At 29.0% G+C, this 12,844-nt stretch carries 13 protein-coding genes; 10 read left to right on the top strand and 3 right to left on the bottom strand.

The genetic code is table 11. The features are described from left to right. Positions 1–4: 4 nt before the first annotated feature. Positions 5–1,354, bottom strand: coding sequence for a DUF4317 domain-containing protein (locus tag IO99_RS16630; protein ID WP_035135445.1), 1,350 nt, complete (start codon positions 1,352–1,354; stop codon positions 5–7). Positions 1,355–1,711: 357 nt separating this feature from the next. Between IO99_RS16630 and IO99_RS16625 the strand changes: the two genes are divergently transcribed. The 5 genes from IO99_RS16625 (at position 1,712) to IO99_RS16605 (ending at position 4,923) form a co-directional block, all read left to right on the top strand. Continuing rightward, complete coding sequence (locus IO99_RS16625) at positions 1,712–2,194, top strand: HIT family protein (protein WP_035135443.1); 483 nt, start codon at positions 1,712–1,714, stop codon at positions 2,192–2,194. Positions 2,195–2,219: 25 nt separating this feature from the next. Beyond that, entirely contained in the window at positions 2,220–2,414 is a 195-nt protein-coding gene (locus tag IO99_RS16620; protein WP_035135440.1) for a hypothetical protein, read from the top strand. A gap of 244 nt (positions 2,415–2,658) precedes the next feature. Further along, on the top strand, positions 2,659–3,180 hold the full coding sequence (locus IO99_RS16615) for an alkaline phosphatase family protein (protein ID WP_035135438.1): 522 nt from the start codon (positions 2,659–2,661) through the stop codon (positions 3,178–3,180). A gap of 8 nt (positions 3,181–3,188) precedes the next feature. Further along, entirely contained in the window at positions 3,189–3,923 is a 735-nt protein-coding gene (locus IO99_RS16610) for an alkaline phosphatase family protein (protein WP_084178221.1), read from the top strand. 172 nt (positions 3,924–4,095) lie between these two features. After that, positions 4,096–4,923, top strand: a complete 828-nt coding sequence (locus IO99_RS16605) for a class I SAM-dependent methyltransferase (protein ID WP_051824265.1) — start codon at positions 4,096–4,098, stop codon at positions 4,921–4,923. Positions 4,924–5,128: 205 nt separating this feature from the next. Here IO99_RS16605 and murC read toward each other — a convergent pair whose 3' ends face one another. Beyond that, positions 5,129–6,544 carry a UDP-N-acetylmuramate--L-alanine ligase gene (gene murC, locus IO99_RS16600; protein ID WP_035135434.1) on the bottom strand — a complete coding sequence of 472 codons (1,416 nt, stop codon included), beginning with the start codon at positions 6,542–6,544 and terminating at the stop codon, positions 5,129–5,131. 446 nt (positions 6,545–6,990) lie between these two features. Here murC and IO99_RS16595 point away from each other — a divergent pair, with 446 nt between their 5' ends. From IO99_RS16595 to IO99_RS16575, 5 genes are all read left to right on the top strand, one after another. Then, positions 6,991–7,863 carry an AraC family transcriptional regulator gene (locus IO99_RS16595; RefSeq protein ID WP_035135433.1) on the top strand — a complete coding sequence of 291 codons (873 nt, stop codon included), beginning with the start codon at positions 6,991–6,993 and terminating at the stop codon, positions 7,861–7,863. A gap of 13 nt (positions 7,864–7,876) precedes the next feature. Further along, a complete protein-coding gene (locus IO99_RS16590; protein ID WP_035135431.1) occupies positions 7,877–8,701 on the top strand; it encodes a GNAT family N-acetyltransferase in 825 nt (274 codons plus the stop codon). Between the two features lie 319 nt (positions 8,702–9,020). Next, positions 9,021–11,258, top strand: coding sequence for an RNA polymerase recycling motor HelD (helD, locus tag IO99_RS16585; RefSeq protein ID WP_035135429.1), 2,238 nt, complete (start codon positions 9,021–9,023; stop codon positions 11,256–11,258). Between the two features lie 367 nt (positions 11,259–11,625). Beyond that, complete coding sequence (locus IO99_RS16580) at positions 11,626–11,964, top strand: DUF6054 family protein (protein WP_035135426.1); 339 nt, start codon at positions 11,626–11,628, stop codon at positions 11,962–11,964. A gap of 22 nt (positions 11,965–11,986) precedes the next feature. Next, entirely contained in the window at positions 11,987–12,664 is a 678-nt protein-coding gene (locus tag IO99_RS16575; RefSeq protein ID WP_035135424.1) for a class I SAM-dependent methyltransferase, read from the top strand. A 41-nt stretch (positions 12,665–12,705) separates the two neighbouring features. Here IO99_RS16575 and IO99_RS18840 read toward each other — a convergent pair. Next, positions 12,706–12,844 (bottom strand): IS3 family transposase (locus IO99_RS18840; protein WP_156964389.1); only part of this gene is annotated, 139 nt, incomplete at its 5' end.

The following is a 12,844-nucleotide window of genomic DNA, read 5'->3' as shown; positions in this document are numbered from 1 at the left end:
TACCTTAAATCAAATGATCTAAGCCATTAACTGCAGTTTGTTCATTCTCATTAATAGGAATAACTATGCATTTTTGACCATCAATTATTTGAGATTTTATTTGAGGTATCTTTTCAGGTTTTACTTGAAGTATAACGTCATAGTCAGGAGCATTTTTATTATCTTCTGAATTTATATCCAAAGCGTTCTCTAAATTAGTTTCTAAAGGTTCTTCTAAAATTATATTATCTTCACTAGCTTCTGTGGACAAGGGAGTTTCACTATCTACAGAAGTTTCTTGTTTAACTTCCTCCAGTTTAGTTTGAAGTATTTCTACTTGTTTTTGAAGGTGTTCTTCTTTCTTTCTTTGGGCATTTACCTTAAGTGCCTTTGAATCAATTAAATTTTCTGCTAAAGGAAGATCATCACCAAAGTTTTCTACATAGGATTCTTCAATCTTAGAAGTGATTTCTTCAGGAACTCCACTTTCTATTAAAAGGTTTTGTATATCCTTCTTTGTTAAGCTTATAGGTTCACAATCTGCATCATCATATATAGCATTGTATTCCTCTACCATAGCACTTAGATTTTCTTGTACTTCCATAAAAATTTTATCAGCCTTCTTTTCTTCAGTACTAAAAGAATCTTTAATAATTGACTCAAATGTTTCTTTTTGCAAGGTAGCAGTTTGTTTTGAATAACAACCCAAAGCATTTTCCATTAATTCAGGATGGGTATCCTTTGCATTTTTCGTGTAATACATAATAGAGTTGACATCTGAACTACGCTCAATAAAAGCAGGAAACACAAAGCCATTAGTTGGAGCATCAACTACCCAATCTCTAATACGTGCTTTTATTTTATTTTCTTCTTCAAAGTATCTAAGACCAGGCTCAGAAAGTGAAACAGGGCATATTGCACATAACACATATTCATATACTTCTTCAGATTCATCTAACTTTGCATTATCAGTGGTTTTAGTAATAACATCATAAGCGTCATGAAAAATAAGTATTATAAAATTACCTGTAAAATCATAATTATCAATAATTAAATCATAAAAATTATCAAGGAGAGCATCATCTTTTAATTGACTTTTTTTAAGTTGCATAAGAGAAATTTGTCTTTCATTCACATAGTCTTCATTAATTGGAAAGTTAAGTTCTAAAATATTATTTCCAATAGTACCAGACAGTACTTTTTTAGCGATTTCTAAGTACTTAAAGTATTCATCCTCATCTAAATTTAGAAATGATTCTCTAAATTTTAAAATGATATTTTTTTCTCCATTAACATAGCAACCACACAACTTAGTGAAGGTGCAATGATCTTTTTTAAAACGTCTTTTTAACTCAAGTATATCTTTTTTTCTCATATATAAACTCCTCAATCTAGTATTTTTCTATTTGTAGGTATTATTAATCATAGAGAAAGGCATCTCTATATTCATTCCAATAAACAGAGTTCTTAGTATCAGTATTTTCTATACTTAGAACTCCTTGTCCCTTAGGATAAATAAGTCCATGTAAGCCAAACCAAAGATTTGGACACTCATTTAAGTATAATATTTTTTTCATCTTAATTAAAGGGTTTATTAGGTAAAGTTAAAATAGATGATATGAAATAATAAGCATACTTAGAATGTATCTGGTATAATAAGGGTATGTTTCCAGATGGAAGGTTAATAGAGAAACATTATTATTTACATTATCAGGAGTTATGGAGGTTGAAAATGGGGTTTAAAGATTTTATGAATAATCAGTGGACAGATCAATGTATGGGATGTTCCATTGGAAAGAATGATATGGTGCCACCAGGTGGAATAATATATGATACAAAGAACTTTGTTCTTCATCAAGATCCAGATGTTCCACTTAGTGGATTTTTAATTGCAGCATCTAAAAAGCACGTAAGATCTATTGCGGAGCTAACATTAGAGGAGTCTACAGAACTTTTTGATTTAGTTTACAAAGCAAGAGTTGAAATGAAAAATATATGTGATATTAATGAGGTTACTATTATTCAAGAAGAACGATCAGGTCACTTACATTTATGGTTATTGCCAAGGTATCAATGGATGAATGATAAGTTTGGTAATTCTTTAAGTAATATAAGAGAAATAATGAGCCATATTAAAGAAAATCTTAAAACAGAAAATAATTTAGAAGAAGTTCTATTAGTAGCAGAAAAACTAAAACAGGATTTTACTAAATAAGTTATATATTAAGAGGGGTAAGAGAATGGTATTTGAAAAGTTAAATGAAAAGTATTTAGAGGATGCAGTTAAGCTTGCACAAAAACAATATAATATGGAGCAGAAATATATAGAAGCCTTATATGATAAAGACTATAAAGAGGTTCTTACTAATTTATTGAGTAATATTTTTAAGAATAATCATGGAATGGTAGCTATTGAAAGAGGAAAAGTATTTTGATAGTTATACGTATAGTCTTGTTAGAAGAATTGATGAAAGAATTCTTAGATAAAAACTAGAAGCAATGCTGATTTCTACATACTCTAATATGGTATCCCGTTGTTAATATATAATTACGTATTAATATATAGTGATATTTGCAGAAATCGGTTTCTATAATGTGGAAATAAGATGCATAGAGCTTGAAAGAAATAAATGGAAGTTTTAAAATATATTTATAAACTCAAAGTTGAGAGGTGAGTATATGATAAATACAAATTCAATAAACCAAGTTAATAAAAGTAACATTAGTGGACTGACAATTCCTTTATATGATAGTTACTGTTTTTCTAATATTTGTGGAACTATAAAAGATTTATTTAATATTGATTCAGATAAAAAACTCCCTAGTGATGTTATCGGAAATAGCAATGAGAAACCTAATAAAATAGTATTTTTTCTAACGGATGCTTTTGGATGGTGTTTTTACGATAAATATAAAGAACATTCTAAATTTTTATGTAAATTAGAAAAGAGCGGTGTAGTTTCAAAATTAACTTCACAATTCCCATCTACTACAACAGCACATGTAACAACAGCATTATCTGGTGAATCAGTTTATGAACATGGACTTTATGAGTGGTTTTATTATGAACCAAAAGCTGATGATATAGTAACATCATTTTTATTTAAGGAAGCAAGAAATAAATATAATGAAACCTTAACAAGGAAAAATATAAAACCCAGTGACTTTATACCACAAAAAGCTTTTTTAAAGAATTATTAAACCATGGAATAAAAAGTACTGTTTATCAACCTAGTCATATAAATAATGGTACCTATACTAGATTCACATGTAGGGATGCTAATTTAAAGGGTTATGACACAAATGAAGATTTGTTTAAATCATTATCAAAGGATTTATTAAAGAATGATGATAAAGAATATTTTTATGTTTATTTACATGACATTGATGCTATAGCTCATGCAAAAGGAAATCAATCAGAAGAATTTAAAATAGTTATGGGTAATTTATTTAAAAATTTAGATAGGTTTTATGAAGAAGGAAAAGATAAGTTTAGTAATACTGCTATTATAATTTCTGCAGACCATGGTCAAATTGATATTGATCTAAAAAATCCATATTATATTAATAAACTAATTCCTGATATAGAGAAGTATTTAAAGAAAAATAAAAACAATGATATCATGTCACCAGCAGGATATTGTAGAGATTTATTTCTGCATGTAGAGGAGAAATATTTGATAGAGTTAAAGACTATTCTTGAAAAGGAGTTATATGAAATAGCACAAGTATATCTATTTGAAGATTTAAAAGATAAAGGCTTATTTGGAGTTCCTAGTGAAAAGTTATTAGAGAGAGTTGGAAATTTAGTTATATTGCCTAAAGAAAATAATACTGTTTGGTGGTATGAAAAAGATATATTTGAAGTTACATTTCTAGGAATGCATGGTGGAGCAAGTAAAGAAGAGATGGAGATACCATTTCTATTTTATATGTTTAAATAATATTGTAGTAACCTAAGTTACAAGCTACTTCGAAAAGTCCCCAGGGAGACATAAACAAGTTATGAACACAACCTGATTGTATCTGCCTGATGGAAAGGGGGGGAATGAATGGGAGAGGCTGTAATGACAAAGGTCAGGTTTTAATGTTGAATGATAGGAATGGAGTGATTATGTGTCTAGAGCAAATGACAGAGATATAGTTAGGGGGCAGTATAATTCAGATAAGAATTTAAAAGTCAGACAAGCTTTACATGATGGTTTTAGTACAAATAAATATGGATGGTTTAATTGGGTATTTGATCAATATAGGTTTAAGCCCAATAATAAAGTTATTGAATTCGGCTGTGGGAATGGAAGCACATGGGCTAATAATAGAAATAGGATACCAAAGGATATCCAGGTGATTCTCACAGATTTGTCTGAAGGTATGTTGAGATCAGCAAAAGATAACCTTTTAGGAATTGATGAAGTATTTGATTATTCTGTTAGTGATATACAAAATATTGAATATGAAGATAGCTCATTTAATTGTGCCATTGCTAATCATATGCTTTACCATGTTCAAAATAGAGATTTAGCAATCAGTGAAATTGCACGTATACTTAAAGCAGAGGGAACTTTTTATGCTACTACCAATAGTCTTTATAATATGAAGGGCCTAAAAGCTTTAGTGAAAGGTTTTGATTCTCAGATTAATTATTCCTCCTTTTCTGTTGCAAAGGAATTTGGTATAGAAAATGGAGCAGAGCAGTTATCAAAGCATTTTGATTCTGTTGAAACTTTAGTGTATGAAGATTCCCTTCATATAACAGAAGCAAAGCCTTTAGTGGATTATGTTCTATCTTTAGAGGGACATGTAAACATACAGGATATAATGACGGAGAGCAAAATACAGGATTTTTATAGGTATCTGGAAGATATAATTTTAAGAGAAGGAAGTATTGATATACCTAAATCTAGTGGAATGTTTATAGCTAAGAACCCTAAGAAAGTGTTATAAAAGGAATAACTACTATATTTATACATGAACGCATGTGAATCGAGTTACATTTAAGTGATGCCCCAAATTTTATATTTGGATAGCAGAACTTACTCAGTGAATGCGTGTAAGGCGAGTTGTAATTAAACAAATAGGGTGTGTAATAAATTATGTTGAATTTCATAACTTATGTTGAATTTCATAACTTATCACACACCTTATTATTTTATTCTTTTAATACATTAATAATTTTTCTAGATAATTTATAAGATTCACCTGCTCCAAAAACTATAATTATGTCTCCACTTTTAGCTTCATTAAGGAGTTTACTACATATTTTATCAGAGCTTTTTATATACTCAGCTTTATTTATATCTATTTCATTACATAGCATATCTAAATTAACTGGCTCTATGTTTTTATTTGCTTCTCGTCCTAAGAAGGGTTCGGTAATAATAACTCTATCTGCCTTTTTTAATGCTATAGCAAACTCATTAAAAAACAGCTTTGTTCTTGAAAGTTGATGTGGTTCAAAGACAGCGAAAACCTTTTTTCCTGGATAACTAAGTTTAATTGAATCTAAGGTAGTTGCTACTGCTGTAGGATGATGAGCAAAGTCATCAAAAATCTTAATATCATCAATATCTGCTACTAATTCTAGTCTTCTTCCTATTCCCTTGAAATTTTTAAATGAATTCTTTATTGCATCTATATCAACACCTAACTCTAGGGCAGTAATTAACACCCCTAAAGAGTTTTCAACGTTATGCTTACCGATAAGTCCAAGGTTAAAATTATATTCTTTATCTCCATTTACTACTTTAAAGGAGGAATATTCAGGGGTGTTTGAAGTCAATTCTGCTTTATACTCCATGTAAAAAGGGAATTCAAGCTTATTATCTATATAATAACCAATAACTTTTACTCCTTCTTCATTTAGCCAATGTTTTAACTCACATAATATTTCTCTAATAGCTGTACTATCTTCATTAACAACTAAAATTTTTGAACCTTTAAGCCTTTTTATAAAGTTTTTAAAAGAATCCTTAACATGATTTATATCCTTGAAAAACTCTGGATGATCCATTTCCACATTGTTTATTACAGCTATTGAAGGACTATAATTTAAAAAATTATTATTGAATTCATCAGCTTCACATACAAAGTAATCTGACTTTCCTAACCTGTATCCGCCACCCCAGTTTTTAAAGGTTGTTCCGGCTTCAACAATTGGATCTAGACCACCATTTTCCAAAACGAGTCCCATTAAAATTGTAGTTGTAGATTTACCATGGGTACCTGCAATGGAAACAACAAACTTTTCATTTTGCACATATTTAGCTGAAAACTCCTGCCATGTCATTAAAATTCCTCTTTTTTTAGCTTCAAGTATTTCTGGATGATCCGGTGAAATATCTAAAATGGAAGGTGATATAGCTAAGATATCAATATCCTGTATATGGCTTGAATCATGACCTTTTAAAATATCTATATTATTTTGTAAAAGAGCATCTTTATAATATCCTGATATATTCAAGTCACATCCTGAAACATCAAACCCCATGTTCTTTGCAATAATTGCTATAGGTGCAGCACCACTTCCGCATATACCCATGAAATGCACTTTTATTTTATTTTCCAATATAATTCACTCCTATCATAATGTAATTTAGATTAAGAATATGTTTTAGAAAAGCCTTTGTTCTGCTATTTATTCAAAATAAAATTGATTCACATTAAATTACAATTTCAAATTAATTATAACATGAATTTACTATTGTTTTCCAATCGGTGAAAAAGAAATGATTATAGATTTGTCACATGAAGCTCAAGAAGCCATTCAATTCAATTTTAAAGTAATGTATAATAAGAATTAAGTAAAAATTTGATAATATGTGAAAATTTAAGTTGTTTTTAAAATATAAATAAGAAGTTAAATTTAATGAATTTTTTCATCTTTGGCAAAGAACTAACAGAATATAATGTAATTAGTAAATTAATATAATCAAATTAGTATGGACAAAACAAAGCACAGTAAGACGGGAATAAAATCCTTTGTTACTATATACTTTAATGGAGGTTAGAATTTTGGAAATAATTAAGGATATTAATAATGCAATTGAATATATTGAAGATAATTTGGGTTCAAATATAAGTATTGATGAAATAGCGAAGGTTGCATTTACATCACGTTACCATTTTCAAAGAATGTTTCATGCATTAACTGGGGTTACTTTAACAGAATATATTAGAAATCGTAGGCTAACACTTGCTGGTGAAGAGTTATCTTCTAAAGATGTAAAGATTATTGATGTAGCTGCTAAATATGGTTATGAAAGTCCAGATGCGTTTACTAAAGCTTTTCAAAGACTTCATGGTTCAACACCCTCTATGATAAAAAAGGGCAATACAAGACTTAAATCATTTCCAAAACTCTCATTTCAAATATCAATTAAAGGGGAATGCGAAATTAATTATAGAATAGTTAAACAAGATGAATTTAAATTTTTTGGAGTGGATTTTTTAACCACATTAATAGATAATGCATTGTATAAAGAAATACCAGAATTTTGTGATAAAATTTGGGAGGATGGAACCCATCTTAAGATTAATGAATTTTTAGGATATTCTAAAATGAATATGCTTTATGGAATTCATTATGATTTTAAAGAAGATGGAAGTAGAAAATATATGATGGGGTGGAAAGTTCCTGATAAAGATATACCCAATGAATATAAAATGGTAAACATACCTTCATGTACATGGGCTGTTTTCGATGGCAGGGGAGATAACTTGAATACCCTTGCCATAGCAGATTTATGGAGGCTAATATATTCAGAATGGTTTCCATCATCAGGATTTGAACAAATAGAAGGACCATGTATAGAAAAGTATTTTTGGGATGATGATCAATATATTAATTATAGTTGTGAGTTATGGATTCCAGTAAAAAGAAAATAAAATGGGGGATAAAATGAGTATTGAAATAAAAAATCCAAAGGAAGATCAGTATGGTAATAGTAAAGAAAATATTTTTTTAGCCTTTAGTGATGATGGAAGCTATTTGGGAAGTGCCTATACATATCCTAATATAAATTATCATCAGGCCCATGAAACACCATACCTTATCTTTATAGATATTGATATAGAATCTAATATAGACAAGCTTTTAAAAGATGAAGTTAAACAAAAATTATTTGATAAGGTATTCCTAAGGGCTAAAGAGCTTCAGAGGGAAAGAACAGACTTAAAAGCAAGAATATATTCTGGATTTGGATATAACAATGAGAAGCTTGATTTCTATATTAAAAATGGTTTTGATGAAAACTACAGTATCATTATGGAAGCAGATATTGAAGAGAATCCTAAATATACATTCACTGAAGTGGAAGTAACTGAGATAAATTTAAGTTCTCAGAAGGAGCTTATGGAGTATAGTGCAATATATAATGAAATCTTTATATCACCTTTAGATGTAGATGCACTTTTAGAACAAAGTAAGGAAAAGCATTTTAAAAATCTATATTTTTTAGTTGATGGAAATATACAAGGTGGTTGCACAATCTTTGAAAAGGATGGTTACGGCTATATTGAAACTTTATATGTTTTATCAGAAGCACGTGGCAAAGGGATATCAAAAATTATAGTTAAGTATATATTTAATTATTTCTTGTCAAAAAATTTAAATAAAACAAAGCTAGAAGTATGGGAACTTAATAAACGTGCAATAAATTTATATAAATCTTTTGGGTATAATGAGGTTGAAAAGAACTTCATGTTTCCAGGTATAACTATTTAATTATGTAGAATAAATATAGGGAGGTTAAATGGAAAACACAAATTATAATAGTTAGGGTGAAGTGTATCTGTTGAGAAACAAAATAAATAAAAAGAAAAATTAGTATAGTGAGAAGAAATGATAAAAAGTGAGAAACTTCATATAAATGGAGTTTTTCACTTTTTACTATTTTTAAGCTAGAAAGTTTTAATATACTATCTCTACACTTTAATTATACCATATATAACAAAGTAATTATAGACTGGTAATTTAAGGTACATGTGATAAAATAGCAATGTTAATTCTAAAATGCTAAAGCTTATTACAAGGAGGAGATATTTTGTCAATAAATAAATCTGAATGGCTAGTAGAAATGGAATGGTTAGAAAAGGTGCTTAGGGAGGTAAAAAAGCAATTAAAAGAAAAGCAAAACTCCAAAGATAATTTTAAAAAAGAAGCTATTGAAACCCAAAGAGAATTATGGGAAAATCTTGGGGCTGTTTCAGTAGAAAATGGTATGCAGCATATAGGAGATTTTATGCAGTTTATTAATACCATGAAAATTCAAAAAAGGAACCATGAGTTTGAAAGAAAGCTAGTTGATAAATATGAGAAGATGATTTCATCTCCTTATTTTGCAAGAATGGATTTTAAGGAAGAGGGAGAAGAAAAAGCTGAAAAGTATTATGTTGGAATTTCCAATTTAATTGATGAAGACTTTAATTTCCTTATATATGATTGGAGGGCACCAGTTTCTAGTATGTTTTATGATTATGAAATTGGAAGTGCTAATTATAAATGTCCTGATGGGATTATAAATGGCAAAATATCAATGAAAAGGCAATATAAAATTAGTGATGGCAAGATTGATTATATGTTTGACAGTAATATAAAAATAGATGATGAAGTATTACAAGATATATTAAGTAAAAGTAGCGATAATAAAATGAAGGCTATAGTGACTACAATTCAAAGAGAGCAAAACAAGGTAATTCGTAATGAAAAATATAAAAATTTAATTGTTCAGGGTCCTGCAGGGAGTGGAAAGACTTCTGTTGCTCTTCATAGGATTGCATATTTATTATATAAGCATCGTGATACCATAACATCTAAAAACATAGTAATATTTTCTCCAAATAATATTTTTAATGATTATATTTCTAATGTTTTACCTCAGCTTGGGGAAGAGAATATGCTTCAAACTACATTTAAAGAATATATGCATAAAGTTCTAGAGGAGGTAGGAGATAAAGAAGATTATTGTGCAATGATGGAGACAATTTTTGGTGATAACAGTGAGCAGTCTTATGATATAAGGATTAAAAGCTTAAAATTTAAGTCATCTGCTGAGTTTGTTAATTTATTAAAGATATATATAAAGCACTTAGAAAAGGTAGGTAGAGATTTTAAAGATATCACTTTAAGAGGGAAAACTATAATTTCAGCAGTGGAAATACAGGAATTGTTTTACAAGGACTATAAGAGGCTTCCTCTTAAGAGAAGGTTAGAAAAGCTAAAGCAAAGAATTTTATATGTTATAGAACCTTATGAAAAAACATTAGTCAATAAAGCTATGAAAGAACTTGAAAACTCGGGTGAATATTTAGATAGCGATGAAATTGTTAAAGTAAGTAAATCCTTAGTAGATAGAGAAATTAAAACTATAATTAATGAGGTGAAAGAAAAAACTAAATTTGATTTGATGGATTGCTATAAAGCCTTTTATGAAGATTTAGAAGACTTCTTAAAGATAGCAAATATTAAATTTGATAATGAAAGTATTAGAGAAATTAAAAGATATACCCTAGAGGATTTAGGGGTTAAAAAGATAAATTATGAAGATCAAATAGCTTTATTATTTATAAAAGGAGCTGTAGGTGATATTCTAAAAACAGAAGAAGTGAAGTATGTAATTATTGATGAAGCTCAAGATTATTCACCATTACAGTATGAAATTTTTAATCAATTATTTAACAAAGCAAATAAAACAGTCCTTGGCGATATATCTCAATCCATTAATCCTTATATGAGTGTTGGAAGCTATAACAATGTTGTAAATATACTTAAACCTGAGGATACTTCTATAATAAATTTAACTAAAAGTTATAGATCTACAATGGAAATAACTAAATTTTCTCGAAAAATATTAAGTGATGAAATTCATGATGAATACGTGGAAAGAAGTGGGGATTGGCCCAAATTAACTGGTCTTTTAGATGAAGAAGATATAAATGAAAGAATAGTGGAAGAGGTAAAAGTTCATAAGGATGATGGACATAATTCTATAGGAATAATAACAAAAAATGTTGATGAGGCACAGAGGGTTTACAATCATTTGAAGGATAGGATTAGTGTTAAAATGGTTATAAGTGAGGATGATGAGTATGTTAATGATATTTTAATTATTCCTGCATATCTTGCTAAAGGTTTGGAATTTGATGTGGTTATGATATATAATGCCAGTGATTTAAGGTATAAGGATGAAGAGGATAGATTGCTACTTTATACAGCTTGTACAAGAGCCCTCCATGTTTTAGATATATTTTATTTAAGGAATGTATCATCATTATTAAAGTGAAAGGAAATAAGGTAGACTGAAAAAGTCTATCTTATTTTATATGAAAATGTAATCAAAACTTGAATCTGAAATATTATTAATTTTGTTGTATAGGGTAGGTAACTAGGTTTATTTGTGTGGCAGGCAAATTTACAGAAGAGAATATTTTTAGACGATTAAGTATGGAAATTAATATTGCTAGAAAAAGCATTAACTCATTAAATACCATATTTTAAGCAAGGATTAATTACAAAATATGTTATAATAGAAGGGTAAATAACTATAACCTATTAGATAAATAGGAATTTAAGGGTAGTAGTTTTTCATAAACATATAGTAAAACAAATACAAATTGAATTAATTAAATATTTTATGGGAGATGAATATTATGACTGGAGATAATTTTAATGTTAACTTAAGCTTAAGTGAGGTAGCTGAATTATTAGACAAAGGAATAGTAAATGAAAGTATTACAGGTGAAAGGATAGATTATCATGCTGTAAATATTGATGATATTCATGCTATGATTGTAATAGTCTATGAAAAACATTTCTATAGAGCAGGGAACAGGCTTACATTAACAGTATGCATAAATAATGTTCATGATGTTACACATGTTCACTGCATAGGTGCCGGTGGTGGTGAAGGACTATTTAGATTTGACTGGGGAGCAAGTGATAAATTTACTAATTCTCCGAGAGAAATATTGAAAAATTATATAATATAAACAGTAATTGGGAGGTGTGTTTGTGTCTAATTACTATGAACAAAGTTTAAATTCTACAAAATTGTTTAAGGTTTATGATACAAAATATCCAAGAATTAAGCGTTATTTAGGTGAAGAAATCAAATTTGTGGGTGAAAATTTACAGGGTAATGAGAAGGTGTTGGAGGTTGGAACAGGCTATGGCCGTATAATTAAGGAACTGGCGCCTTTTGCATCAAAGCTTGTAGGTATCGATATTTCAAAGGAATCTGTAGAACTTGGTAGGAATTATATAAAAGAAAGCCCTAAATGCAGTATTGAAGTTATGGATGCCCACAACCTTAAATTTGGTGAAGAATTTGATGTGGTATTATGTTTACAAAATGGTTTATCAGCTATGAAAGGATATCCTATGGATTTAATTAGACAATGTATGAAAGTGCTTGTTCCTGGAGGAAAGGCTTATTTTAGCACATACAGCCCTAAATTTTGGAATCATCGTATAGCCTGGTTCTATGAACAGGCTAACAAGGGGCTGCTTGGAGAAATTGATTTGGAAAAGACTCATGATGGTATAATTGTGTGTAAGGACGGATTTGTTGCTAACACATTTTCTGAAGATGAACTTAAAAAGTTTGGTGAGGAATTCGGTAGTGATTATAGCATTGAAGAAGTAGATGAGTCCAGTCTATTTCTTATTATTAAAAAGTCCATAGGTTAATTAAAATGTACCCTAAGTCAAGGACATTTTATAAAAAGACCCTAAGATAAAAGATGATTTCTGTATTGAACAGGAGTCATCTTTTTTAAGTTCCATTGGCATCTATACTTATTATGATAATCTATGTAATCCTCAATTTCACATAATAGATCTTCAAAGGTTTCACAATTTTTTAGATTT

The organism is Clostridium sulfidigenes, from assembly GCF_000732635.1.
Lineage (GTDB): Bacteria > Bacillota > Clostridia > Clostridiales > Clostridiaceae > Clostridium_J > Clostridium_J sulfidigenes.
This window is presented reverse-complemented; position numbering and strand designations above follow the sequence as displayed.